The organism is Limosilactobacillus panis DSM 6035, assembly GCF_001435935.1.
Taxonomy (GTDB): domain Bacteria; phylum Bacillota; class Bacilli; order Lactobacillales; family Lactobacillaceae; genus Limosilactobacillus; species Limosilactobacillus panis.
On sequence record NZ_AZGM01000103.1, the window covers coordinates 1 to 26,363 of the forward strand.

26 protein-coding genes and 2 pseudogenes are annotated in these 26,363 nt (G+C 49.5%); 24 read left to right on the plus strand and 4 right to left on the minus strand.

The window, feature by feature from the left end:
• Positions 1-157: 157 nt before the first annotated feature.
• Positions 158-655: a hypothetical protein gene (locus FD32_RS06585; protein ID WP_047767961.1), complete on the minus strand. Its 498-nt coding sequence runs from the start codon at positions 653-655 to the stop codon at positions 158-160.
• A 210-nt stretch (positions 656-865) separates the two neighbouring features.
• On the opposite strand from FD32_RS06585, the gene FD32_RS06590 reads away from it, so the two are divergent.
• The 6 genes and pseudogenes from FD32_RS06590 (at position 866) to FD32_RS06615 (ending at position 7,764) form a co-directional block, all read left to right on the plus strand.
• The gene (locus FD32_RS06590; protein WP_047767963.1) at positions 866-1,342 is read left to right on the plus strand and encodes a MarR family winged helix-turn-helix transcriptional regulator; all 477 of its coding nucleotides are present in this window, start codon (positions 866-868) and stop codon (positions 1,340-1,342) included.
• Positions 1,335-3,097, plus strand: a pseudogene (locus FD32_RS06595) (ABC transporter ATP-binding protein). Before FD32_RS06590 ends, FD32_RS06595 begins: the two are co-directional and overlap by 8 nt.
• Positions 3,063-4,901 (plus strand): annotated as a pseudogene (locus FD32_RS06600) (ABC transporter ATP-binding protein). The pseudogenes FD32_RS06595 and FD32_RS06600 overlap by 35 nt, the downstream one beginning before the upstream one ends.
• 67 nt (positions 4,902-4,968) lie before the next feature.
• Positions 4,969-5,991 (plus strand): serine hydrolase domain-containing protein, encoded by a 1,023-nt coding sequence (locus FD32_RS06605; RefSeq protein ID WP_047767965.1) that lies wholly within the window; start codon positions 4,969-4,971, stop codon positions 5,989-5,991.
• 149 nt (positions 5,992-6,140) lie between these two features.
• A complete protein-coding gene (locus tag FD32_RS06610) occupies positions 6,141-6,599 on the plus strand; it encodes an arginine repressor (RefSeq protein WP_047767967.1) in 459 nt (152 codons plus the stop codon).
• A gap of 94 nt (positions 6,600-6,693) precedes the next feature.
• Positions 6,694-7,764 carry an NAD(P)-dependent alcohol dehydrogenase gene (locus FD32_RS06615; RefSeq protein ID WP_047767970.1) on the plus strand — a complete coding sequence of 357 codons (1,071 nt, stop codon included), beginning with the start codon at positions 6,694-6,696 and terminating at the stop codon, positions 7,762-7,764.
• 58 nt (positions 7,765-7,822) lie between these two features.
• Here FD32_RS06615 and FD32_RS06620 read toward each other — a convergent pair whose 3' ends face one another.
• The 3 genes from FD32_RS06620 to FD32_RS06630 are packed head-to-tail and all read right to left on the minus strand — an operon-like array spanning position 7,823 to position 10,177.
• Complete coding sequence (locus FD32_RS06620; protein ID WP_047767972.1) at positions 7,823-8,119, minus strand: hypothetical protein; 297 nt, start codon at positions 8,117-8,119, stop codon at positions 7,823-7,825.
• An 11-nt stretch (positions 8,120-8,130) separates the two neighbouring features.
• Positions 8,131-8,838, minus strand: coding sequence for a type 1 glutamine amidotransferase (locus tag FD32_RS06625; protein WP_047767974.1), 708 nt, complete (start codon positions 8,836-8,838; stop codon positions 8,131-8,133).
• Complete coding sequence (locus tag FD32_RS06630; protein ID WP_047767976.1) at positions 8,831-10,177, minus strand: Mur ligase family protein; 1,347 nt, start codon at positions 10,175-10,177, stop codon at positions 8,831-8,833. Before FD32_RS06630 ends, FD32_RS06625 begins: the two co-directional genes overlap by 8 nt.
• A 185-nt stretch (positions 10,178-10,362) precedes the next feature.
• Here FD32_RS06630 and FD32_RS06635 point away from each other — a divergent pair, with 185 nt between their 5' ends.
• The 18 genes from FD32_RS06635 to mreB all read left to right on the plus strand — a co-directional run bounded on the left by FD32_RS06635 (position 10,363) and on the right by mreB (position 26,358).
• Positions 10,363-10,953 carry a thymidine kinase gene (locus FD32_RS06635; protein ID WP_047767978.1) on the plus strand — a complete coding sequence of 197 codons (591 nt, stop codon included), beginning with the start codon at positions 10,363-10,365 and terminating at the stop codon, positions 10,951-10,953.
• A complete protein-coding gene (gene prfA / locus FD32_RS06640; protein WP_047767980.1) occupies positions 10,953-12,041 on the plus strand; it encodes a peptide chain release factor 1 in 1,089 nt (362 codons plus the stop codon). Before FD32_RS06635 ends, prfA begins: the two co-directional genes overlap by 1 nt.
• On the plus strand, positions 12,034-12,903 hold the full coding sequence (gene prmC, locus FD32_RS06645; RefSeq protein ID WP_047767982.1) for a peptide chain release factor N(5)-glutamine methyltransferase: 870 nt from the start codon (positions 12,034-12,036) through the stop codon (positions 12,901-12,903). The genes prfA and prmC overlap by 8 nt, the downstream gene beginning before the upstream one ends.
• 5 nt (positions 12,904-12,908) lie before the next feature.
• Positions 12,909-13,937: an L-threonylcarbamoyladenylate synthase gene (locus FD32_RS06650; protein WP_047767984.1), complete on the plus strand. Its 1,029-nt coding sequence runs from the start codon at positions 12,909-12,911 to the stop codon at positions 13,935-13,937.
• A 91-nt stretch (positions 13,938-14,028) separates the two neighbouring features.
• Positions 14,029-14,664 (plus strand): uracil phosphoribosyltransferase, encoded by a 636-nt coding sequence (gene upp, locus FD32_RS06655; RefSeq protein WP_047767987.1) that lies wholly within the window; start codon positions 14,029-14,031, stop codon positions 14,662-14,664.
• Positions 14,665-14,839: 175 nt separating this feature from the next.
• The gene (locus FD32_RS06660) at positions 14,840-15,895 is read left to right on the plus strand and encodes a YibE/F family protein (RefSeq protein WP_047768033.1); all 1,056 of its coding nucleotides are present in this window, start codon (positions 14,840-14,842) and stop codon (positions 15,893-15,895) included.
• On the plus strand, positions 15,892-16,659 hold the full coding sequence (locus tag FD32_RS06665; RefSeq protein WP_047767989.1) for a YibE/F family protein: 768 nt from the start codon (positions 15,892-15,894) through the stop codon (positions 16,657-16,659). Before FD32_RS06660 ends, FD32_RS06665 begins: the two co-directional genes overlap by 4 nt.
• A 347-nt stretch (positions 16,660-17,006) precedes the next feature.
• Positions 17,007-17,714 (plus strand): F0F1 ATP synthase subunit A, encoded by a 708-nt coding sequence (atpB, locus tag FD32_RS06670; protein ID WP_047767991.1) that lies wholly within the window; start codon positions 17,007-17,009, stop codon positions 17,712-17,714.
• 24 nt (positions 17,715-17,738) lie between these two features.
• Positions 17,739-17,957, plus strand: a complete 219-nt coding sequence (atpE, locus tag FD32_RS06675) for a F0F1 ATP synthase subunit C (protein ID WP_047767997.1) — start codon at positions 17,739-17,741, stop codon at positions 17,955-17,957.
• Between the two features lie 43 nt (positions 17,958-18,000).
• A complete protein-coding gene (atpF, locus tag FD32_RS06680) occupies positions 18,001-18,519 on the plus strand; it encodes a F0F1 ATP synthase subunit B (protein ID WP_047767999.1) in 519 nt (172 codons plus the stop codon).
• Positions 18,509-19,051, plus strand: coding sequence for an ATP synthase F1 subunit delta (gene atpH, locus FD32_RS06685; protein ID WP_047768001.1), 543 nt, complete (start codon positions 18,509-18,511; stop codon positions 19,049-19,051). The genes atpF and atpH overlap by 11 nt, the downstream gene beginning before the upstream one ends.
• Before the next feature lie 32 nt (positions 19,052-19,083).
• Complete coding sequence (gene atpA / locus FD32_RS06690) at positions 19,084-20,616, plus strand: F0F1 ATP synthase subunit alpha (RefSeq protein WP_047768003.1); 1,533 nt, start codon at positions 19,084-19,086, stop codon at positions 20,614-20,616.
• Between the two features lie 34 nt (positions 20,617-20,650).
• Complete coding sequence (locus tag FD32_RS06695) at positions 20,651-21,607, plus strand: F0F1 ATP synthase subunit gamma (protein ID WP_047768005.1); 957 nt, start codon at positions 20,651-20,653, stop codon at positions 21,605-21,607.
• A 23-nt stretch (positions 21,608-21,630) separates the two neighbouring features.
• The gene (atpD, locus tag FD32_RS06700; protein ID WP_047768008.1) at positions 21,631-23,058 is read left to right on the plus strand and encodes a F0F1 ATP synthase subunit beta; all 1,428 of its coding nucleotides are present in this window, start codon (positions 21,631-21,633) and stop codon (positions 23,056-23,058) included.
• Between the two features lie 12 nt (positions 23,059-23,070).
• Positions 23,071-23,505 carry a F0F1 ATP synthase subunit epsilon gene (locus tag FD32_RS06705; RefSeq protein ID WP_047768010.1) on the plus strand — a complete coding sequence of 145 codons (435 nt, stop codon included), beginning with the start codon at positions 23,071-23,073 and terminating at the stop codon, positions 23,503-23,505.
• A gap of 193 nt (positions 23,506-23,698) precedes the next feature.
• A complete protein-coding gene (locus FD32_RS06710; protein ID WP_047768012.1) occupies positions 23,699-23,929 on the plus strand; it encodes a DUF1146 family protein in 231 nt (76 codons plus the stop codon).
• Positions 23,930-23,947: 18 nt separating this feature from the next.
• On the plus strand, positions 23,948-25,249 hold the full coding sequence (murA, locus tag FD32_RS06715) for a UDP-N-acetylglucosamine 1-carboxyvinyltransferase (protein WP_047768014.1): 1,302 nt from the start codon (positions 23,948-23,950) through the stop codon (positions 25,247-25,249).
• 119 nt (positions 25,250-25,368) lie between these two features.
• Positions 25,369-26,358 carry a rod shape-determining protein gene (mreB, locus tag FD32_RS06720; RefSeq protein ID WP_047768016.1) on the plus strand — a complete coding sequence of 330 codons (990 nt, stop codon included), beginning with the start codon at positions 25,369-25,371 and terminating at the stop codon, positions 26,356-26,358.
• Positions 26,359-26,363 lie beyond the last annotated feature (5 nt).

Genomic DNA, 26,363 nt, shown 5'->3' on the forward strand with positions numbered 1-26,363 from the left:
GTTAAATTCCGAATGGAGCTTCTGATTCAGAGGCTTTTTGTCACAACCCCTTTTTTCGCTAATAAAAAAGGCCCCGTAATGGTGTCCTCTTTTTGCCCCAAACAAAAAGGCAGCTCATTACGAGTTGCCTTTTACATTCTGAAAATTAACTTAATAATTACTTGTCTTCGAATTCACCAGTCATTGGGTTCATCTGTTGAACGGTGTTAGTTTGTGGATTGAACTTGTAGATACCTTCCAAGTGGGATACATTCGAGTCGCCGTTGTTGTCACGGACGTCGATTTGGTAACCTTCCTTGGCGTTTGGTTGGGTAACCGTGTAAGTCTGGCCATCGTGTTGCTTGATTCCACTTGTTTGGGTGAACTGGTTAGTAACTTGTTCTGCCTGACGAGGAGTTACGCTTTGCTGACCAGTGTAGCTAGCGCTAGTTTGGTTGGTCGTAACTTGACTCGATGCTTGCTTCGTTTCGGTGTTGGCCTTAACACTCGTTTCGTGACTTGCCTTCTTGACGCTTGGTGCTTGCGTAACCTTCGCCGTTTGTGGATGGTTCGTCTTGGCTGCTGGCGTTGTACTTTCTGCACAACCTGCTAAACCAAGTGTCATTAATGCTACCAGGGCACCACCCAAGATTTTCTTTGTCATTGTTGTCGTCATTGTTACAACCCCCTACTCTCTTTTTATTTGAAAAATGTTAGGTAATAATTTCTTTACAACTACATTGTAATACTTTTGAAACAATTATGTAATAGTTTCGTTATTTTAAATTATTTTTCTTGCATTTTCTTTTAAGAGGCGTAGACTGCATAATCATTAGGTACCTAACGATTATGCACCGAACAATTAATATAAAGGGGGATACAGCGAGTGACAACGAGTGATGATCAGTTCTTTCAACAGCTATTTTGCCTCATTGGTGAAATCCACCAGGTGGCAATGAAACAGCCTGATAACCCGGCCAGTTTCCGTGGCCAGGGGCGAATTATCCACCTTCTTGCCCACCATCGTGGCTTATCGCAGCGCGAGATTGCAAACCTTGCCCAGATAAAGCCGGGCTCCGTTAGTGAGGTCCTCGAACGGTTGGCAAAGAGTAAGATGATTACCCGCTGGCGGGACCGGACTGACCGGCGGATTATCCGGGTCAAGTTGACGGATAAGGGGGAACAACTCTACCATGAGCTTGCCGAGAAACGCCGGCAGTTTGAAAAGAAAATGTTACAAAATGTAACAGAAGATGAAAAACAAACCTTCTTAACGGTGATCACTAAGATGCAGGGACAATTAAACCGCAACTATGGTGACCTGTTACCAAAGGGAAGAAAGGGGTGTGACACGGATGATTAAAATTGCGCGCAAAAACTTAACCGCTTGGGCGACGACGCTCGCGGTGCTCTTCATGTTCATTCAGGTCGCCTGTGACCTTTACCTGCCAACGATTACTTCCGACCTGGTGGACAAGGGAATTGTGCTTAAAGACCTGTCAACCATCTGGCATGATGGTGCCTACATGCTGGGTGTCGCTGCAATCGGCCTGCTCGCGGCGGCAGGAAATGTTTACTTTGCCTCAACACAAGCGATGCAGGTTGGTGAAAAGCTCCGTCAGCAGGTTTACCACCGGGTCCTCCGTTTCTCCAGTAAGGAAATCAACGACTTTGGTGATTCTTCCTTAATTACCCGGTCAACTAACGATATTGTCCAGATTCAAAACGTGATGGTTCAGGTTCTCCGGATGATGCTCCAGTCACCAATCATGCTGGTGGCGGCCTGCGTTCTCGCTTATATCCGTGAACCACGCTTAACCCAGGTTTTCTTGATCAGCCTGCCAATCCTGGCGGTGGTGGTAATTATCGTCATGTACTTTGCCGTCCCGCTGTTTAAGAGCATCCAGAAGAAGACTGACCGGATCAACCTCATTTTCCGTGAGGGCCTGACCGGTGTCCGGGTTATCCGGGCCTTTCGTGAAGAGGGCCGTGAACAGGAGCGGTTTAAGCGGGCCAACCGGGACTATACCCAGACCGGTATTAAGGCCTTCACCCTGGTTTCCTTCCTCTTTCCCGTCATGACATTAATCTTGAGTCTGACAAATGTCGGCATCATCCTGCTTGGTAGTCAGCTGATTGCTAACATGACGATGCAGGTGGGGAACCTGATTGCCTTTATGACCTATGCCACCCAAATCATGATCAGCTTTATGATGCTGTCGATGATCTTCGTCTTCGTTCCGCGGGCTTCGGCATCTGCTGCCCGGGTCAACGCCGTCCTGGAGAAAACCATCTCGGTTGCTGACGTGCCGCAGGATGACCAAGTTAAGGTAGACCCCCACGCCCCGGCTTCCCTGGACTTTAATAAGGTTAACTTCCGCTACCAGGGGGCCGAAAAGCTCGCCCTCCATAACCTCAACTTCAAGGTGCGTGCCGGACAAACTCTGGCAATTATCGGGGGAACCGGATCCGGTAAGTCAACCCTGGTGAACCTGATTCCGCGCCTCTTTGATATTGAGAGTGGCCAGATTACCATTAATGGTCAGCCAGTCAAGAAGCTTAGTCAGAACGACCTTCACCAGCTAATCTCAATCACCCAGCAGAAGGCGGTCCTCTTTACGGGAACAATCCGGTCGAACCTGCAGTTTGGCAATGAAAACGCCACCGATGACGAAATGTGGCACGCCCTGGGAATTGCCCAGGCGGCCGACTTCGTCAAGAAAGCAGGCGGGCTGGACGCCCCAGTTGAACAAAACGGGACCAACTTCTCTGGTGGTCAGCGGCAGCGGCTGGCACAATCGCTCGGACAATCATCAAGCCGGCATCCGTCTACATCTTTGATGATTCCTTCTCCGCACTGGACTTCAAGACCGATGCCGAACTCCGGCTGGCCCTGCGGAATGATCCCCAGATTCAGCAGGCAGTTACGGTCATTGTTGCCCAACGGGTTTCCACAGTGGCTGATGCGGACCTGATTATTGTCCTCGATGAAGGGGAAGTCGTTGGCCAGGGTACCCATGCCCAACTTAAGGCCGAAAACAAGACCTATCAGCAGATTGTTGACTCACAAATTCAGAAGGGGGATGAAGAACGTGCATCGCGGACCAAGAAAGATTAGTAAACCCAAACACTTCTGGCCAACGACGAAACGGTTAGTTGCCTACCTGCGGCCATGGAAGTACGGGGTAATTATTGCCATCCTCCTGGCAATTGCCTCCGTGATCTTCTCCATTATTTCCCCGAAGATCTTGGGGGAGGCAACCACGATTATCTATGACGGGGTCATGAAGGGATACCGGGAGATCCATGCGGGTCACCACCTGACCAGCCTGCCAATTGACTTTCACCGCATCTTTGAGATCGGTGTGATTGTGGTCATCCTGTACGTTTTCTCCGGACTTTTTTCCTTTGTTCAACAGATTATTATGACCCGAATCTCTCAGAAGGTGGTTTATAACCTTCGCCAGGACCTGAAGGAGAAGATGGGCCGGGTTCCAGTTAAATTTTACGATACCCACAGTAACGGGGACATCATGAGCCGGATGGTCAATGATATGGATAACATTGCCGGAACCCTCCAGCAAAGTCTGATCCAAATTATCACGAGCTCAATCACCTTTGTGGGGGTCCTTGTCTTGATGCTCACCATTAGCTGGAAGCTAACCCTGGTGGCCTTCGTAATGATCCCCCTGAGCCTAATGGTTGTGACCTTTGCCCCTATACCGCCCAGCGGCTATTCAGTCGGCAGCAGGCGGCCCTAGGAAGAATTAACGGCCAGGTTGAAGAAACCTACGCCGGGCATACGATTGTCCGGACCTTTAACAAGGAAGCGGACGAGGAAAAGCAGTTTGCCGGTAAGAACCATGAGTACTACCAGGCCGCCTGGAAGGCTCAGTTTTTCTCCGTCATGATTTTCCCCCTTATGAACTTTATTCGGAACCTTGGCTACCTCCTAGTGGCCGTGGCAGGGGCCTTTGCTGTCATCAACGGACGGATCACCCTAGGGAACGTTCAGGCGTTTCTGCAGTACACCAACCAGTTCTCCCAGCCAATTACTCAGGTGGCCAACCTCAGCAGCACTATTCAGCAGACGGTGGCCTCGGCAGAACGGATCTTTGCAATCTTGGACGCTCCCGAGATGGACGAAACCCTGGTTCAAGACCAGCCCCAAACAAAGCAGCCGGTACCAAAGGTTGAGTTTAAAGACGTTCGCTTTAGCTATGGGGATGAGCCACTGATTGAGGACTTTAACCTCAAGGCACCTAAAAACCACATGGTCGCTATCGTTGGGCCAACGGGGGCCGGGAAGACGACCATCATCAACCTCCTGGAGCGCTTTTACGAGATTAAGGGTGGCCATCCATATCTACCTCGATGGTCACGACACCCGGTCAATGACCAGGGACGACTTACGAAGCCACATTGGAATGGTTCTCCAGGATACCTGGCTCTTTACGGGAACCATCTATGATAACATCAAGTATGGCCGCAAAGGCGCCACTGAAGAGGAGGTCCACCAGGCGGCCAGGATGGCCCACGCGGACAGCTTCATTCGGGAACTACCCGATGGTTACCAAACGGTTCTGAACGAGTCGGCGTCGAACTTCTCTCAAGGGCAGCGGCAGTTACTGACGATTGCCCGGGCCTTCCTCGCCAACCCAGAGATCCTGATCCTGGATGAGGCCACTAGTTCGGTGGATACCCGGACGGAGGCCCTTATCCAGTCGGCAATGAATGACCTGCAGAAGAACCGGACGAGCTTCGTGGTTGCCCACCGGCTCTCAACCATCCGCAATGCCGAGCAGATCATCGTAGTTAACCACGGCCACATCATCGAGACTGGGAACCACGACCAGCTGATGGCCAAGAATGGCTTCTATGCCGACCTGTACAACAGTCAATTTTTGGGCAATAACATCTAAATAACTAGGAAACTGCTGTGGTAGAATAGGGTTCTACGACAGCAGTTTATTTTAAAGAAGGTAAATCATGAAATCCTATCAGCAAACGACTCAACAGTTAGACCAGCTGGTCCATGACGGCATTGTTCCCGGGATCAGTTACCTGATTTTTGATGGCCCAGAAGAAATCAAGCAGGTGCGGGGGCTGGCCCAAACGCGACCCTTCCCGGAACCGTTAAAAGCGGGAATGCAGTACGACCTAGCATCGTTGACTAAGGTTGTGGGAACAGTCCCCGTGATTGCCCAACTACTGCAAGAAGGGAAGTTAGCGCTCGATGATCCGTTAAAGGAGTACCTGCCAGACTTCCCGGACCCCCGGCCAACGATTCGCAATCTCTTGACCCACACCTCGGGAATCACCGGCTATATTCCCCACCGCAACGAACTGGCGCCGGCTGCACTGAAGCGGGCCTTCTTAACGGCAATGCACGTCGATAGCTCCCTCAACCGCCAGATTCGGTACGCGGACGTTAACTTCTTATACCTCGGGTGGATCATCGAGGAGTTATGCCAGCAACCCGTCCAGGACGTCATCACTGCCCGGGTGCTCAAACCACTGAAGATGACCGGGGCGACCTTTACTCCTGCCCCGGCAAACTGTGTGCCTACCGAGATTCAGCCTAAGCGGGGACTGATTCGGGGGCAGGTCCACGACCCCAAGGGCTACATCCTGGGGAAGCACTGTGGGTGCGCGGGAATGTTCGCTAGTCTAGCTGACCTCGCAACCTACGGCCGGGCACTAATTGAAAGCAACCTGGCCGGCTTGTTGGACGCCAAGACGGTTGACATGCTCTTCACCGACCAGACGCCAATTCCTGGAGAGCACAGCCGGTCTTTGGGCTGGAAGCTCCTGCACTTCCGGCAGGCTGACCGCCACTACCTGATTAGTCACACCGGCTTTACTGGCACATGGATGATCCTCGACCGGCAGACTGACCAGGGGATGATCGTTTTGACTAACCGTGTCCACCCGACGGCGCGCAACCAGCGTTACCTCGACCGCCGCGACCAAATCTTTGCGACCTACCTCCGTGAAATGGCCCAGAATTAATTTTTATTCATTAGGGCCCTGCAAAAATAAAAGCACGAGTAAACACTGTTGAATTAAGCCCTTCCCCGTTGACAATTTAGTGATAATTGCTTATGATTATTAATAAATATCTGAGGAAATGAATAAAAATTACTAAGGGGGGGAGCCGAATGGATCGTAAGGCACGACGCAAATATATCGAGCAGCTCGTGAGCGAGCGCAAAATCGAGACCCAGGACGAGCTTTTGAAGCTGCTCAACGATGCCGGAATTGAGACCACGCAGGCAACCATTTCACGTGATATCCATATGTTAAATATTGTTAAGGCCAGTGATGGGACCGGCCACACCTACTATGTTCAACTGCAAAAGGACCCAGCCCATAACTACGACCGCCTGTATTTGGGCATTCACAACAACGTCCAGACCGTCGAGACGGTGCAATTCTTAAACGTGGTCAAGACTGAACCCAACTCAAGCTACGCTACCATCCTTGCGGGGATGTTTGACGAGTTGGACGTTCCGGAGGTGATTGGGACTTTAGCAGGGAATGATACCCTTATCCTGATCAGTAAGACACCAGAAGATGCCCAGGCCGTTAATAAGCTGATAACAGACCACCTTGCCTAATTAGAAGGACCGGTAGCGCTTGCAAAAGTATCATCCGCATGTTAATTTTAACTTGTTGGATGATACTTTTGTTTTTAGAAAGGTGGAACCAAATATGCGTGGTTTTGCAATGATTGGCCCAAACGAAACTGGCTTTATCGAAAAGGATGATCCTAAGCTGGGTCACCGTGACGCGCTGGTTAAGCCACTCGCCGTTGCCCCATGTACCTCTGACATTCACACCGTTTACGAGAATGCCATTGGTCCTCGTCACAACATGATCTTAGGGCACGAAGCATGTGGTGAGATTGTAGCGGTTGGTGACGAAGTTAAGGACTTTAAAGTAGGGGACAAGGTCTTGGTACCAGCAGTTACCCCTGACTGGTCCGACCTGAACTCACAAGCGGGCTTTGCTTCTCACTCCGGTGGGATGCTGGCCGGCTGGAAGTTCTCAAACTTCAAGGACGGGGTTTTCGCAACCCGTTTCCACGTAAATGATGCTGACGGTAACCTGGCCCACATGCCAGAAGGAATGGACCCTGGTGTTGCCTGCATGCTGTCTGACATGATCCCAACTGGTTTCCATGCTGATGAGATGGCCCACGTTGAATTTGGTGACACCGTTGCCGTTATTGGGATTGGCCCCGTTGGCTTGATGGCCCTGCGTGGAGCAGTCCTGCACGGTGCTGGTCGGATCTTTGCCGTTGGTTCACGGCCAAAGACGGTTGAAGTAGCTAAGAAGTACGGAGCTACAGACATTGTTGACTACCACAACGGTGATATCGCTGACCAAATCCTCAAGTTGACCGACAACAAGGGGGTTGACCGGGTCCTGATTGCCGGTGGGGACACTGAGCACACCTTTGACCAAGCCGCCCGGATGACGAAGCCAGGTGGCTCAATCGGTAATGTTGCCTACTTGAATGGTAACCACACCATTGAAATCAAGGCTGGTGACTGGGGTGTTGGGATGTCCAACATCACCATCGATGGTGGCCTGATGCCAGGTGGCCGTCTGCGGATGGAAAAGCTGGCTAGTCTGATTACCAACGGCCGGCTGGATCCTTCACTGATGATTACCCACAAGTTCCACGGCTTCGAAAAGATTCCGGATGCTCTAGAATTAATGCATAACAAGCCAGCTGACCTGATCAAGCCAGTTGTTTACTGTGATGACATTGACTAAATAAACGAAAAAGGAATTGGAAAAAGCTTTGCTGGCTTTTTCCAATTCCTTTAATTTTTTAAATCAGTTGTTGTTTAATCCGGTCCATCCGGTAGACGACGATCGTCTCAATTAGGGTGATGATCGCCATGAGCAGGGTGTTATAGCGCCCCGGGGCAAAGAGAAGGAGGATAATCAGAATCCAAGATCCCCAGTTCCACCGGAGTTCCCAATAAATTGCCCGTTTAATTTGTTCCTGCTTGCCTTGTGCACGGGGATGGTGGATTGCCACCTGCAAGAAAGCATACAGGCGCACCTCATAGAAACTTTCAATCAAGAAGACTGCGGCAAGAAGGAAACAGTAGCCATTTTTCATTGACCTTACCCCTAGAATGTTGGGGCGATCTTGAGGGCTTCCTGCCTACTCAAGTCGGCGTCCGGGTACTTGTTGTGGAGGGCAATCAGCAGTAGGTGCTTAGCGATTTCCCCGTTCCGGGTCAGAATCGGACCATGGAAGTAGGAACAGTAGGTTGCCTTGTAGATGGCCCCCTCAGTCCCGTCTTCACCATTATTACCGTGCCCGGTTACCACCTTGCCTAGTGGTCGTTCGCCATCCCCCAGGAAGGTCCGCCCGTTGTGGTTTTCAAAACCATGGTACTCCTCACCGGTCTCCTCGTTCTTAATGGCGATATCGCCGATGAAGCGGTTATTATCCTGGCTGAGGGTGTAATGGTTGAGAATCCCTAAGCCGGGAATCTTTTCACCGTTGGCCCCAATGTAGTACTTACCGAGGAGCTGGTAGCCACCACAGATGGCGAGGAGGGGCTTCCCCTCGTTAATGAACTTTGTTAAGGCGGCCTTCTTGTTTGGCAGGTCGCGGGAAACCACTAGTTGTTCGTAGTCCTGCCCCCCACCGAAGAGGGCCATGTCAAAGGCGTCCGGATCGAACTGGTTGTCAATGCTGATAACCCGACTTTCAATCTCGGCGTCCATTATCTTGCCATAGTATTGAAGGGCAATGATGTTGCCAATATCACTGTACGTGTTCAGCAGGTCGCCATATAGGTGGGCGAGCTTTAAGTGAAACTTAGCCATTGTGTTTTCCTCCTTCCTTAAGGTAGCCATTTTCAGTAAGCAGCTTGCGGAATTGTAGGACGGCCGTGTAGGTGGCTAGAACATAGACGTGCTGACTTGGCAGCTGCTTGATTTTATCCAGTACCTTTTCCAGGTTGATTTCGTGCCAGATATTGTCGATTCCCGCCATCGTCAGCCGGGTGGTGATGTCCTTATAGCGTTCCCCACCGGTCATGTACTGCTGGATATCCGACCGGGCCAGCTTCTCGAAGTTACCGTCCCAAATCCAACTGGTGTCAATCCCGTCGGCATACTTGGCGTTGAGCAAGAAGACGAAGCTAAACGGCTTAGGGTCGGTTTCAATCATATCGAGGACCTGATTTAAGCCCACCGGGTTCTTGACCAGAATCAGGGTGACGGCCTTGTCCTCAACGTTGATGACCTCCTGGCGGCCAAAGACCTTTTCGTCCGCCTCAAAGGCGTGCTTAATCTGGGCCGGCGATACATTTAGGAAGCGACCAAGTGTGTAGGCAGCCAGGGCGTTATAAATGTTGTAGAGCCCCCCAATCTTAATAGTGAAAGGGTGACCATCAATTTCGAATGACGACTGGGTCGGCGTCATCTTTCCCAGTTTGTTTACCGCATAGGTTAGCTCCGGCCGGTGAAAACCACAGTGGGGGCAGAAATAGTCGCCTAAGCCGGCGTAAGTCCGCATGTGGTACTGCAGGATGTGCTGACACTTCGGGCACAGCAATCCATCGGTGTTTGCCGGGGCATGGAAGGCCGGACGGTACTCATGGTTAAAACCGTAGTAGATCACCGGGTTAGGCAGGTCCTTACTGTGGAAGAGTTGTTCGTCACCGTTGGCAATAATTGTTGCGTGCGGTGCCAGCTTAACCCCCTTAAGAATCTTGGCATAGGTGGTGTAGATTTCCCCGTAGCGGTCCATCTGGTCGCGGAAAATATTTGTAAAGACAAAAGCGATGGGGGTGATGTACTTGGTGACCTTCACCACGTTTGCCTCGTCGACTTCGAGCACGGCCAGCCCCTTTTTCTTGGGCCGGGGGGCGGTGATAAAGGTGGTCACGATTCCCTGTTCCATGTTGGACCCCGTGGGGTTAGTGAGAACCTGGTCGTACTTTTCGCGTAGCACGCGGACGCTTAAGGCAGTGGTTAATGTCTTGCCATTTGTTCCAGTAACAATTACCAGGTCATACCGTTTGCTGAAGGCCTGTAAAATATTTGGGCCTAGCTTGAGCGTTAATTTTCCCGGCAGCGAGCTCCCCCCGTTGAAAAAGTGGTGCAGGAACCAGTAACTGGAACGGCCAGCAAGTTCAGCAAATGAACTTCGAACTGACATTTTAAACTACTCCTTTCAATTTTGATCTCTCCAGATAAATACTCTTTATTTTAAGCTTTATGGGAATAAAAAGAAAGAACCTTAACCTTAACTTATCATTTACCCGTCGTCGGCTTGAATAGTTTAAAAGCCGCCCGCTTTCCGATATAATTAAAAGGACTATGAAAAAAAGGGGCAGTTATAAAGTGGCACAGCTGTTTTTCAAATATGGGGCAATGAATTCGGGAAAGTCGATTGACATTCTCAAGGTTGCCCACAATTATGAGGAACAAGGGAAACCGGTTGTCTTAATGACGAGCGGGGTCGACACCCGTTCTGGTGAGGGAATCATTGCCAGCCGGATCGGTCTGAAACGGAAAGTCAAACCGGTGATGGATGATACTAACATCTATGACTATGTAAGGTCGGTTGACCACAAGGTTTACTGTGTCTTGATTGATGAGGCACAGTTCCTTAAGAAGCGGCATGTCTTACAATTGATTAAGATTGTTGACGAGCTCAATATTCCGGTAATGACCTTTGGCCTCAAGAACGATTTTCGCAACGAATTGTTTGAGGGTAGCAAGTACCTCTTAATCTATGCCGATAAGATTGAGGAAATGAAGACGATTTGCTGGTTCTGTCCGCACAAGGCGACGATGAACCTGCGTATTCATGACGGCAAGCCGGTCTACGAGGGTGAGCAGGTTCAGATCGGTGGCAACGAGTCTTACTACCCGGTCTGTCGAAAGCACTACTTTCATCCCTTATTAAATAATGAAGAGGAGAATCGATAATGGAAATTTCAGAGATCTTTGATAAGCTGCAAGCAGTTGCGGACCGCTATGATGAGTTAAACGAACTGATTAGTGATCCGGAAGTGATTGCCGATTCCCAACGGTTTATGAAACTCTCCAAGGAAGAGGGGAGCCTGCGGGAAACCGTTGAGAAGTATAACGAATACAAGAAGGTCACCCAGACGATTAAGGATGACGAAGAGATGCTGCGGGAAACCGACGACCCGGACCTGACGGCCATGACCAAGGATGAGCTGTCTGAGTCCCGTGACCAGCAGGCTAAGCTGGAAAAGGAGCTGGAAGTTCTCTTAATCCCGAAGGACCCGAACGACGATAAGAACATCATCATGGAAATCCGGGGAGCCGCTGGTGGGGATGAAGCCAGCCTGTTTGCGGCTGACCTTTACAATATGTACCTTCACTATGCAGAAAAGCAGGGCTGGAAGGTTGAAGTCGTTGACAAGAACGAAACTGAAGTCGGCGGCTTCAAGGAAATTGCCCTGATGATCACTGGTGACAAGGTCTACTCCAAGCTGAAGTTTGAAAACGGTGCCCACCGGGTTCAACGGGTTCCCGTCACTGAGTCCGCCGGCCGGGTCCACACCTCAACCGCTACCGTTGGGGTGATGCCCGAAGCTGAGGACGTTGACGTGGATATCGACCCAAAGGATATCCGGGTTGATGTTTACCGGTCCAGTGGTGCCGGTGGACAGCACGTCAACAAGACTTCTTCCGCGGTCCGGATGACCCACTTGCCAACCGGGATTGTAGTTGCCATGCAGGATGAACGTTCCCAGCAGCAAAACCGGGCTAAGGCCATGCGAATCCTGAAGTCTCGGGTTTACGACTACTACCAACAAAAGGAACAGAGCGCCTATGACGAAAAGCGGCGAAATGCCATTGGGACTGGGGACCGTTCGGAACGGATTCGGACTTACAACTACCCACAAAACCGGGTTACGGACCACCGGATCGGTTTAACCTTAAACAAGCTGGACAAGGTCATGTCGGGGGACCTCGACGAAATCATTGAAGCCCTGATTGTGGCCGACCAGACGAAGAAGCTGGAGCAGTTGCGTAATGAATAAAACCGCCTGGACCTACTTTACGGCCCAGCGCTGGGCGCAAAAGGCCCTTCAGGATAGTTCAGTCGACCCGGCCGCTCCCCAGTTCCTGCTTGAGCAGCGTCATAATTGGGACACGACCCACCTCTTGCTCCATAACCGGGACCTGATGCCGGTTATGGAGCAGGAGTGGTTTGCAGCGGCGGTCCAGCAGCTGCTAAAGGACGTGCCGGCCCAGTACATCGTTGGCAAGACCACCTTTTACGGCCGGCCTTTCCGGGTTACCAGGGATGTCCTGATTCCCGAACCGGAAACGGCCGAGTTGGTCGACTGGGTCCTGGCAACGGTTAAGGCCACCGCACCATTAAGAGTCCTGGACCTCGGGACGGGTAGTGGGGTGATTGGCATTACTCTGGCCCTGGAGCGGCCTAACTGGCAAGTCACCTTGTCGGACGTTTCGCCCGCGGCCCTGATGGTTGCCCGGGAGAATGCCGACCGCCTGGGAGCAATGGTACGGACGGTTACTAGTGACCTGTTTGACCAGTTGGCAGGTACCCGCTTTGACCTGATTGTCACCAACCCGCCCTACATTGATCCGGCCGCTAAGGATAATATGGACCGGGCCGTACTGGAATACGAACCGCCGCTGGCCCTGTTTGCCGATGAGCATGGCCTGGGCTTTTACCATCGTCTGTTTACCCAGGTGGGGGCTCACCTGACGGCTAACGGACAGGTATTTGCCGAGACTGGTTACGACCAGGAGGACAGTATTCAGGAGCTTCTTAAAAAATGTGATAAAAACGCCACAATCACGGTTCGCCATGATGTGGCAGGTAAGATGAGGATGATGCACGCATGGGATTTTTCTGGCGCAGGAGGAAATTAGAAAGAATGAACACGAAAATTTATCAATTAAACCAGATTGACGAAGCGGCTGCCGCCCTGAAACGTGGTGAACTGGTCGCCTTTCCAACCGAGACCGTCTACGGTTTAGGGGCCGATGCTACCAATGAAGCCGCAGTCAAGAACGTTTACCTGGCTAAGGGGCGACCAAGCGATAACCCGTTGATTGTTCACGTTAACTCGGTGGCCATGGTCGAAAAGTACGCAGCCGAGATTCCGGATAACGCCCGGAAGCTGATGAAGGCCTTCTGGCCGGGCTCTTTAACAATTATCCTGAAGATTAAGAAGGGAGCCCTCTCGAAGACGGTCACCGGGGGCTTAGATACGGTTGCCTTCCGTTTCCCAGACTGCCAGCCAACGCTGGACCTGATTGGTAAGGCCGGCGTCCCGATGGTGGGTCCTTCCGCTAACACCTCGGGGAAGCCGAGTCCTACCACTGCGCAACACGTCTACCACGATCTGAATGGTAAGATTACCGGAATCTTAGATAATGGACCGACCCGGGTTGGGGTTGAGTCAACAGTCTTGGACATGTCAACGGATACCCCGGTCATTCTCCGGCCAGGTGCCGTTACCAAGAAAGACATCGAAAGCGTTATCGGTTTGATTGATCTGAACCACCACAAGGTTGGCAAGAATGAGATACCGAAGGCCCCGGGGATGAAGTACAAGCACTACGCCCCGAGCGCCCAGGTCTACATTGTTGATGACGGAACCGACTGGACTACCGTTGCTAAGTGGGTTAGTGAGCAACCATTTGACGTTGGCTTCATGGCCACGGAAGATGTTCTAAAGGGCTTAAACCTGCCGATGAATGCCGTCCAGTTCTCCCTTGGTAAAAACGTTACTGACGCGAGTGCCCGTCTCTTTGACGGCTTACGGGAATTCGATGACCAGCCAAACGTTAAGGCCATCGTCACTCAGGCGTTCCCAGCCCACGACCTCGGAGGAGCTTACATGAACCGACTGAACAAATCTGCTGGTGGTGTTCATTTCGACCCCCAGCAAGTAAAATAATGAGCAAAGTTTTAAAAAATAAGGTGAGAAGCTAACAACTTCTCCTTTTTTTTGGTAAAATAGGGGAGAAATTCAAAGGAGTGTATTTGGCATGGGTAAATTTGAAGTTATGGATCACCCGCTGATCCAACACAAGTTAACAATGATTCGGGACAAGAATGTTGGGACGAAGTTTTTCCGGGAAACGGTTAAGGAAATTTCAACCCTGATGGCCTATGAAGTGGCACGGGACATGCCACTGAAGGACGTAGAAGTTGAAACGCCAATTGCCAAGACCACCAAGAAGGAATTGGCCGGTAAGAAAGTGGCCATTATTCCAATCCTGCGGGCTGGCCTGGGAATGGTTGACGGGATGACCGACTTGATTCCCGCTGCCAAGATTGGCTTTATCGGCATGTACCGTGATGAAGAAACACTGAAGCCGCACGAATACTTTGTCAAGCTGCCAAATGATATCACCGAACGGCAATTGTTCATCGTTGACCCAATGCTTGCCACTGGGGGTTCTGCAATGATGGCAATTGAAGCCTTGAAGAAGCGTGGTTGCCAAGAAAAGAACATGAAGTTTGCCTGCTTGGTTGCTGCTCCTGAAGGTGTTAAGGCTGTCCGGGAAGCTTACCCAGATGTTGACCTTTACGCTGCAGCCCTTGATGATCACCTGAACGAAGATGGTTACATTGTGCCCGGCCTTGGTGATGCCGGTGACCGGCTCTTCGGTACGAAGTAATTAGTAACAATTAAAGGGAAAGCCAACCGTTACGAAAACGTAAAGTTTTTGGACGGTGGTTTTTTTTGTTTTGTTTGAGGGGTACAATGACAGCTAGTTTATTGTGAAGGGATGAAAAATTGTGAGTCACGGTTGGATAAGCAGACGGCTGCCCTTGTTCATCATTTTGCTGGTGATGGGTGCGGTTGCCCTCCTCTTTACGAGCCATAATCAGCGCTTCTACCGGCGGCCAATTGCCCGGGTGGAGGCGGTTAAAGCGGGGACAGTCCAGCGAACAAGCGACCAGTTTAAAAACATTGATCATGAGCATAACCAGACACTGACTGTCCGTTTGATGAATACGCGTTACCGGGGTCAACGGCTGCAGGTCAGCAACACTTATAGTGATTCCCAGCCGATGGACCAGCGCTACCATGTCGGTGACCAGATTTTCTTGACCCAGTTACGGAAGAGACACCACCAACTGAGTGCTAACGTGGCGGGCTACAAGCGTGACACCGTGGTCGTCTTCTTGAGCTGGCTAGTCTGCCTGATGCTGATAATGATGATGGGGCGAGCTGGTTCGCTGGCCCTGGCGAGTGTCGTTGTTAACTCCCTACTCTTTATTATTGCAATCGAAATTGACCTTAAGAACAATGGCCAACATGTCCTGCTAATCTTTGGTACCCTGGCGGTTATCTTTACCGTCGTCAGCCTCTTACTGATTCTGGGGCCCACCATGAAAATGTTGGCAACCGTAGCGGCGACGCTGCTGGGGACCTTCCTCGCCCTGGGGTTAAGCCTCCTTGTCTTTTCCTGGACCCACGAACGGGGAATTTACTACGAATCGATGCAGTATGTAACTCAGGTCCCGCGGCCGCTGTTTGTTGCGGAAACCCTGCTGGGCTCCCTGGGGGCAGTGATGGATGAGTCGAGTGATATTATTGCGACCCTGTTTGAACTTAAACAGCTGAACCCGCGGATTGGCCGGGGTGCGCTCTTCATGTCAGGGCGAAACGTCGGTAAGTCCATCATGGGGCCACTGATTAACGTCCTGTTTTTGACCTTTATGACCGAGACCTTTACGTCTAGCCTCCTTTATATTAAGAACGGTAATTCCTGGGGCTACACCTTTGCCATGAACATGAGTCTGGGGACGGTCCAGAGCTTGGTCAGCGGGATTGGCATTGTCCTGGCCGTACCGCTCGTTAGTGGATTCGGTGCGTTACTTCTGGGGAGGCAGAAAAAATGACAACCATTACTGCATTGGGCATTGTCCTCTTGATCCTAATGGTTGCGGTCGGCGGCAAGCAGGGGTGGACGGCTTTTCTAAGTTTGATTCTAAATTTTGGCTTCTTGTACTTTGCAATTGTTCTGATTGCCTTTCATGTGCCGCCGCTCTTTGTGACGATCACAACGGGAATTATCATCCTGGCCATTACCATCTTTATGGGGGAGGACGACCTGCGGACAACGGTCACTGCCTTCTATGCCGCACTAATCGTTACCGCAATTTTGATTGTCCTTATCTTTGTGGTTGAACACTGGGCGATGGTCCAGGGCTTCGGGACCGAGGATAGCGATGACCTGGAGGGGATGTCGATTCTGATCGGGATCAGCTACTTCAAGGTTACGGTAACGGTCACCACCCTCAGTACGCTGGGGGCAATTGCGGAAGCGGCGATGGCAATCGCAGCGGGCTTAACCGAAATCCTCCAGGCCCATCCGGAAGTTGGTAACCGCCAGCTGATGGTCAGTGGGATGACAATTGGCCGCCAGATCATCGGAACAACATTTAACACCCTGTTCTTCGGCTTCTTCGGTGGCTTCTTGGCCCTCTTCATCTGGTTTGCCGGCCTCAACTACTCGTTGGGAACAATCATGAATAATAAAATCTTCGTGGCGGAGATGATTGAAATCCTAATTTCATTTGTCGGCGTTCTACTGCCGGTCCCCACGACGGCCTGGATAATGACGAGGCGGCGACATAAAATCGCTGATAAACAAGATTCCTAATTTTAATAAACTGAATTTAAAATATTAATGACGAAGGGGATTCCTCCGTCATTTTTCTTTCAGGAGATTTATCCGGATGCAAAGAATTAAATGCTGATAAAGAAAAGAATTAAAATTCGGTTAGCATTAATAATAAACTAATTTCAATTGTCTCAATTAAATTCACGAAAGCGCTTAATGACGGGGAAGAACAGTTGTTGGAAATTGTTCCATTTATCTAATGTTTTTTGATATTTGCCCTGAATGATGATAATATTACTAACGTAACTTGGGCTAATTCGTTTTTCTTTGCGACGTTTTCCAATTTACAGCCAAATTATTGTTATAAGGAAAGAGGTGGAATATGAATGGGCGGTGATGCTTTAACTTTTAAGCTTTTCGGACTGACGTTCAATACAACGAACATAGTCTCTGGACTGATTATCTACGCAATCGTGTTCTTCACTCTTTACGGGATGTCACGAAAGATTCAAATGAAGCCAAAGGGGGCTCAAAACGTTCTTGAGTGGCTGATTGACTTCACGAATGGGATTGTGCGGAGCCAGATGCCAGCTTCAGAGCGGGGACACTATAGTTTCTTTGCCTTTGTTCTGTTTGTCTTCATCTTCTTCGCCAACCAGTTCGGCTTGCTGTTCCAATTCCATTGGAATGGTGCCGAAGTGCTTAGAAGTCCTACGGCGGACCCCGTTGTTACGTTAACATTCTCACTGATGGTAATGGCACTCGCACACTTTGCGGGAGTCGCTCATAATGGCCTTGGTGGTTACCTGAAGAACTACACGAAGCCATTTACCCTGATGCTGCCTATTAACATCATTGAAGACTTTGCTAACTTCTTAACGCTGGGTCTCCGTATCTTTGGTAACATTTTTGCCGGTGAACTGTTGATGAGTTTAATTGCTAATATGGCATTCTCTCATGGCGTCTTGACAATTATTCCAGGATTGCTGCTGGAGCTTGCATGGCAAGGATTCTCAATCTTTATTGGTTCAATTCAGGCATATGTCTTTGTAACATTAACGACGGTTTATATTTCTCGGAAGGTTTCCGAATAATAATCTCTAAGGAGGAATTTAAAAATGGCATTAGGAGCAATTGCTGCAGGTATCGCAGCTATGGGTGCTGCTATCGGTGGTGGTATCGGTGATGGTATCTTAATTGGACACACTGTTGACAGTATTGCACGTCAACCAGAATTACAAGGTCGTTTACAAGCAACGATGTTCATTGGTGTTGGTTTGATTGAAGCCATGCCTATTATTGCTATTGTTATCGGCTTCCTTGTTATGAACAAGTAATTGTTGTAATCACTTTTATTTTTAGACAAGGAGGTGTCAATAGATGTTTGTGAACAATGTGTTAGCTGAATCGAACAGTTTATACGTTGGCGACTTGATTTTCTACATTGTCACCTTCATTATCCTGATGTTGCTGGTCAAGCACTTTGCTTGGGGCCCGGTTACTAACATGATGAAGAAACGGGCAGATAAGATTGCCAGTGACATTGACAATGCTGCTAAGTCCCGTGAAAATGCCGAAAAGATGGCTGCTAAGCGTCAAGCTGAACTGCAAAATTCACGTCAAGAAGCTGCTGACATTGTTAACAATGCCAAGAAGTCAGCCGAAACACAACGAGCACAAATTGTTGAAGCAGCACAAAATGATGCTCAAGCACTTAAGCAACAGGCACAACAAGATGCTGAACAAGCACGTCGTGACGCCTTGAACGGTGCTAAGGATGACGTTGCAAACTTATCTATTGAGATTGCTTCCAAGCTCATCCAAAAAGAATTAAAGGCAGACGATCAAAAGGAATTGATCGACTCCTACATCGAAGGGTTGGTAGATTATGAGTCTTGATAAGAAGACGGTTGCTCGCCGTTATGCACGGGCACTGTTTGAATTGGTCGATGCAGACAACGAAGTCGATCAAACTTATCAAGAACTAATTGCATTACGCCAAGTCTTTGAGGACAACGAAGGACTGGAATCTGCTTTGGCAGGGGTTCAAATGTCCCTCGATGATAAAAAAGCGTTGGTCAGTGACTTGCAGCAGGGTGCTTCCCAGTATGTTAAGAACCTGATTCAAATGCTTTTTGATTACGGCCGCATGGATTGTATGGTCGCGATTATTGATGAGTTTGAACGGCGGTATGACGCTAAGAATAAGCGGATTCATGCTGACGTTGTTACAGCGATCCAACTCGATAAACAACAACGGGACCAACTTTCGGCCAACCTGGCAAAGCGTTTTGGCGCTAACGAGGTTGTATTAAACGAAAGTGTAGATCCTGAAATTTTAGGTGGGGTTATTGTTCATGCTGACCATAAGACGCTTGATGGTAGCCTCAGCTCAAAGATTAAGCAAATTCGTCGTTTACTAGTTAGATAAAATAGATCTTTTGTTAAAGAGGTGAGACCTTTATGAGCATTAAAACTGAGGAAATCAGTTCACTCATCAAGAAGCAACTTGCCAACTACCAAAACCAAGTTTCTGTTGAAGAAACCGGGACGGTAACCTACGTTGGTGATGGTGTTGCTCGTGCCGATGGCTTGGAAAATGCCATGGCTGGTGAGTTGCTCGAATTTAGCAACGGTGTTTACGGGATGGCCCAAAACCTCGAAAGTAACGATGTCGGTATCGTTATTTTAGGTGACTTTAGTGGTATCCGTGAAGGTGACACCGTTAAACGGACGGGTCGAATCATGGAAGTACCCGTCGGTGATGAATTATTAGGACGGGTTGTTGACCCATTAGGTCGTCCACTGGATGGCCTTGGTGAGATCAAGACGACCAAGACGAGTCCAATTGAACGGAAGGCTCCTGGGGTTATGGAGCGGAAGAGTGTTAGTGTGCCTCTTCAAACTGGTATTAAGGTGATTGATGCCTTAGTTCCAATTGGTCGTGGTCAGCGTGAGTTGATCATTGGTGACCGGAAGACTGGTAAGACTGCTATCGCCCTTGACACGATCATTAACCAGAAGGACCAAAACGTAATTTGTATTTACGTTGCCATTGGTCAAAAGGAATCAACCGTTAAGGCGAACGTCGAAACCCTTCGTCGTTACGGTGCCTTAGACTACACCATCGTTGTTTCAGCTAGTGCTTCAAACCCAGCACCAATGCTGTACATCGCACCATATACCGGTGCCGCAATGGGTGAAGAGTTCATGTTCGGTGGCAAGGATGTTTTGATTGTTTATGATGACCTTTCAAAGCAGGCCGATGCTTACCGTGAACTTTCCTTGATTCTGCGTCGTCCACCAGGCCGTGAAGCTTACCCAGGTGATATTTTCTACACCCACTCACGGTTACTGGAACGGGCTGCTCGGTTGTCTGATGACCTTGGCGGTGGTTCAATGACCGCCCTGCCAATCATTCAAACCCAGGCCGGGGACGTTTCTGCATATATTCCAACTAACGTTATTTCCATTACCGACGGTCAGATCTTCTTGGATTCTGATGAATTCTACGCCGGCCAACGTCCAGCCATTGATGCCGGGACTTCTGTTTCCCGGGTTGGTGGTGACGCCCAGGTTAAGGCCATGAAGAAGGTTGCCGGGACCTTGCGTTTGGATATCGCATCCTACAACGAATTGGCATCATTTGCCCAGTTCGGTTCTGATTTGGATGAAGCAACCCAAGCTAAGTTGTCCCGTGGTCAACGGACGATGGAAGTCCTGAAGCAGGGACTGCATGAGCCACAAACTGTTTCTCAACAGGTTGTCACCCTGTATGCCCTGTCAAAGGGATTCATTGATAAGATTCCGTTGGATGATGTTCAACGTTACGAGAGTGAATTAGCTGCTTACATGCACGCAAATCACCAAGACCTTTACGACAGTATTCAAAAGTCAGGTAAGTTGCCAGAAGGTGATGGCCTGCACAATGCCGTTGCGGACTTCACAAAGTCATTCCAAACTAGTGATGACAAGAAGAAAGCTACACAAAAGTAATGAATAATACTAGTCGAAAGGACGGTGAGATTTAGTGCCAGCTTCACTTGCTGCAGTTAAACATAAAATTGAATCAACGAAGAGTACGCGGCAGATTACCTCTGCCATGCAGATGGTTTCAACTGCTAAACTGAATCAAATTCAACACCACACTCAAACCTACGAGGTCTATGCTGAGAAGGTTAAGCAAATGTTGGCTGATCTGGTTAAATCTCACAGTGCAACATCTGCTGCTTCACAGGATGATGTTTACGCTGCACTATTTAAAAAGCGTCCAGTAAAGAAGACTGGAATACTCGTAATTACATCAGATCGGGGCCTGGTGGGAAGTTACAACAGTAACATTCTCAAGCAAACGATGGCCCTGATGAAGGAGCACAATCTTAATAAAGACAACGCTGTTTTCCTGACGGTTGGTAAGACGGGGACCGAATTCTTGAAGAAGCAGGACATGAACATTATTTACCAGTATTCTGGTGTTAGTGATGTTCCTTTGTTCCGTGAGGTTCTCCCGATTGTTCGGACGGCGGTTCAAATGTACAATGACCAGGTATTCGACGAAATGTATTTGGTATTTAGCCACTATGTTAACCGGATTACTTCTCACGTCATTGCCCATGATATCCTGACAATTACGGAACATTCATTACTTAACGACGAGGGCAACATGCCTGAAAAGGACAATGGCAAGACACCACTTGAAAATAGTGATGTAACTGCAGCCCACGTTTCAGCTGAGTATGAATTCGAGCCATCGGATACGGTGATTGTTTCTGCATTGGTTGCCCAATATGCAGAAAGCTTATTATATGGAGCTATTCTGGATGCCAAGACATCCGAACACTCCTCAAGTGCGAATGCCATGCGGTCAGCAACTGATAATGCTGATGACATCATTTCAACATTGGAATTGCAGTATAACCGTGCACGGCAGGCTGCTATCACCACGGAAATTACTGAAATTACCGGTGGGATGACAGCACAAGAATAATTTCTAACGTAGGAGGAAACAACATGAGTTCTGGTAAAGTTGTACAAGTTATCGGACCAGTTGTCGATGTTGAATTCCCCTTAGACGGTAAACTTCCTGAAATTAACGATGCTTTGAAGATCAAGGAAAGTGATGACAAGACTTTAACGACTGAAGTTGCCCTTGAATTGGGTGACGGGGTTGTCCGGACGATTGCCATGGACGGAACCGATGGTCTTCAACGGGGAATGGAAGTTGAAAACACTGGTGCATCAATTAGTGTGCCAGTTGGTGACGATACTCTGGGACGAGTATTTAACGTCTTAGGTGAACCTGTTGATAACGGACCGAAATTTGGCCCTGACGCAAAGCGGATGCCAATTCACCGTGATGCACCAAAGTACGACGAATTAAACAACAACACGGAAATTTTGGAAACCGGTATTAAGGTTATTGACCTGCTGGCTCCATATGTTCGTGGTGGTAAGATTGGTCTGTTCGGTGGTGCCGGTGTTGGTAAGACCGTTTTGATTCAGGAATTGATTCACAATATTGCCCAAGGTCACAATGGTATTTCTGTCTTCACAGGTGTTGGTGAACGGACCCGTGAAGGTAACGATATGTACTACGAAATGAAGGCCTCCGGGGTTCTTGAAAAGACTGCCATGGTCTATGGTCAGATGAATGAACCACCTGGTGCCCGGATGCGGGTGGCTTTAACTGGTCTGACCATCGCGGAATACTTCCGTGATGTTAAGGGCCAAGATGTGCTTTTGTTCATCGATAATATTTTCCGGTTTACCCAGGCCGGTTCAGAAGTTTCTGCCCTGTTAGGGCGGATTCCTTCAGCCGTTGGTTACCAGCCAACGCTGGCTACTGAAATGGGTCAGTTGCAGGAACGGATTACTTCTACCAAGAAGGGTTCCATTACGTCTATTCAAGCCGTTTATGTTCCTGCAGATGACTACACCGACCCTGCTCCAGCCACGACTTTTGCCCACTTGGATGCGACGACTAACCTTGAACGTCGTCTGACCCAGATTGGTATTTACCCAGCCGTGGACCCACTGGAATCAACTTCAACTGCATTGACTCCTGAAATTGTTGGTAAGGAACACTATGAAGTCGCTACCCAAGTTCAACACGTTCTTCAGCGGTACCACGAATTACAAGACATCATCTCTATTTTAGGGATGGATGAATTGTCCGATGAAGAAAAGACGATCGTTGCTCGTGCACGGCGGATTCAAAACTTCCTTTCCCAAAGTTTCAGTGTTGCCGAACAATTTACTGGTACGCCAGGTAAATACGTTCCACTGAAGGACACCATCAAAGGCTTCAAGGGCATCCTTGAAGGTAAATACGATGACCTTCCAGAAGAAGCATTCCGGCTGGTCGGGACAATCGACGATGCTGTAGAAAAAGCAAAGAAAATGAAGGCTGAGACTGACCAAGAAAACGCAGAAGATTAGGAGGGATAATTTATGGCTGATAGTAAATTTAAGGTCACCATTATTACTCCTGATGGCACTGTCTATGATAATGACGAGGCAACCATGATTGTCATGAACACCGCTGGTGGACAAATGGGGGTTATGGCTAACCACGTGCCTTTGATTGCTTCTCTGAAGATCAGTGTTGTTCGCGTCAAGCATGACGACGGAGAGGACGAAGTTGCTGCTGTTAACGGTGGAATCATGCAATTTGATGGCCACGAAGCATTAATTGCGGCTGATAGTGCCGAACTGCCAGAACGGATTGACGTTGAACGTGCTCAACATGCGAAGGAACGGTCCGAAAAGGCGATTGAAGTAGCCAAGAGGAGTCACAATAAAGACGATTTGGCCCGGGCTGAAGTTCACCTTAAGCGGGCAATTAACCGTTTGAAAGCATCAAAGTACAGCAAAAAATTACAATAATTTGTCCAAGGAGGGGTAAGACTAATTGGTCTCCTTCTTGCTCATCAATGGCCGCCCATATCTGTGTGGATGTGGGCGGCCATTTGCCGTTTAAAGGGGTGGACCTTTTAATTAATAGTTAAACTTTTTTGTTAACGGTTCATTATTAGGAATGTTATGATATGATACAAAATGGCTGTTAGGAGGTTTTGGAATGCAAGTAACGGGAATACACGCACTATTTGAAATTATCGTTCAATTTCTCTTCATCTGGTTGGCCTTCACGGCAATCCAGGGATTTCATATTGAGCGCCTCTTCAAACGCCCGCCACGCACTCTGCCGTTGATGATTGTTTTAACGGCAACAGCCATCGGTTACCTCTGTGCTAATTTCTTCCTCGGAATCATCACAGCCATCGGTAACCTTACATACTTAGTCCGTTAGTGCTGGGGGAGGATTGTTATGGAAAAGATAATTATCAAGGGTGGTCACCCCTTAAAGGGCAAGGTTGTGGTAGAAGGATCCAAAAACGCAATCTTGCCAATGCAGGCGGCGGCAATCCTTGCCGTCCAGGGGACGGTTATTTTAAACAATGTTCCACCAGTAACCGATGTGCGGGTCATGGACCGGCTCCTGCAGTTCTTAAACCTTAAGACGGCGTACGGGGAAAAGGAGCGCCAGTTAGTCATTAACGGCAGCTTTCCCCTGTCTTCAGAGGCAACCTACGACTATGTGGGCAAGATGCGGGCCTCCTTGTTAGTAATGGGGCCCCTGCTGGCGCGGACCGGCTACGTCCGGATCGCCCTGCCAGGGGGCTGCTCAATCGGGGCCCGACCAATTGACCTCCACCTGAAGGGGATGGAGATGCTGGGAGCATCGATTAAGCAGGATGCGGGCTTCATTGAGGCCTCCTGTAACCACCTGGTCGGTACCCGGATCCCCCTCGACTTTCCTAGCGTGGGGGCAACGGAAAATATCATGATGGCCGCAACCATGGCCGAGGGGATCACGACGATTGAAAACGCTGCCTGTGAGCCCGAAGTCGTGGAACTGGCAAACCTCCTCAATAAGATGGGCGCCCGGGTCCACGGTGCCGGAAGTAAGGTCATCCGCATCCAGGGGGTCTACTTTCTTCACGGTGCAGAGTACACGGTAATGCCGGACCGAATTGAGGCTGGGACCTTCATGATGGCCGCGGCCATTACTAACGGTGACGTGATCGTCAACGGCGCGGTTCCGGAATACAGTGCCTCACTCATTGCTAAGCTAGAAGAGATGGGCGTGACCGTAATTAAGCAAGCGAACGGCATCCGGGTTCTCGGGACGTCCGTATTACTACCGGCGGCGGTCAAAACGATGCCGTATCCGGGCTTCCCAACCGACCTGCAACCGCAGATGACCGTTCTCCAGCTCCTGGCCAACGGGACCAGTACGATGGAGGAGCACGTCTTTGAGAAGCGTTTCATGCACCTGGAAGAACTGAGGCGGATGAACGCCCACTTCCAAATCAATGGTGCGGTGGCCACCTTGCTCGGTCCGAGTCATTTTAGCGGGGCCGAAGTGGCGGCAACTGACCTTCGTGCGGGCGCGGCACTGGTCCTGGCTGGTCTGGTTGCCAAGGGAATTACCCAGGTGCGGCAGCCGGACTGCCTCGACCGGGGATACTTTCATTTCTACCAGAAGTTGCAGAAGCTGGGGGCCCAGATTGACCGGCGTGACATTGAAGACCAGTTTAAACTGACCCCCATGAACAACCCGGGGTAAATCGGGGAAGTAACGAGGAGTAACCACCTGAGATGTGGTATAATACGAACGATATTAACTTAAAAATAAGCGCTTTGATTAGCAGGAAATCCGCATCAAGCGAAAAGGAGATAAGTTGAATGGCTAAAGATATCGGAATCGATTTAGGGACTGCCAACGTCCTTATCTATGTGCAGGGCAAGGGGATTGTCCTGAATGAACCTTCTGTTGTGGCAATCGATACCCAAACCAACAAAGTTTTAGCAGTGGGTTCTGAAGCTTACCGGATGGTAGGTCGGACTCCAAGCAATATCCGGGCAATTCGGCCACTGAAGAACGGGGTCATTTCAGACTTCGATGTTACCCAGGAAATGCTTTCCTACTTTATCGGTAAGTTGAGCGTTAAGGGCTTCATGTCTAAGCCGAACATCATGATCTGCGCTCCAACCAACATCACGGAAATTGAACGGAAGGCAATTATTCAAGCCGCCGAACAGTCCGGTGGAGGCAAGGTTTACCTGGAATACGAACCAAAGGTTGCTGCCATTGGTGCCGGCCTGGATATCTTCAAGCCCCGTGGAAGCATGGTAATCGACATGGGTGGTGGTACCAGTGACATCGCTATCTTGTCACTTGGTGATATTGTTGCTAGCCAATCAATTCGGATGGCTGGGGACAAGATGAATAACGACATTGCTGCTTACATCAAGGATAAGCACGGCCTGGTAATCGGTGAACACACCGCTGAAAACATCAAGATGGAAATTGGAACCGCCCTCAAGGTGGACGAACCTAAGGAAATGGATGTTCGTGGTCGGGACGTGGCTAGCGGGATGCCAAAGCAGGTCACTGTTAACCAAAACGAAATTGAAGAAGCTCTTCACGATACACTGGAACAAATCGTTACTGCGACCGTTAACGTCCTGGAGACGATTCCACCGGAGTTAGCTAGTGACATTATTGACCGGGGAATCATGCTGACCGGGGGAACTGCTCTGTTGAAGGGGATTGACCAGCTCTTCAGTTCCCACCTAAAGGTTCCCGTGGTTGTCTCCCAAGACCCATTGGACAACGTTGCCAAGGGTGCCGGTGAGATGCTAGAACGGATGCAAAAGGCTGATAAGAAGTAATAAGT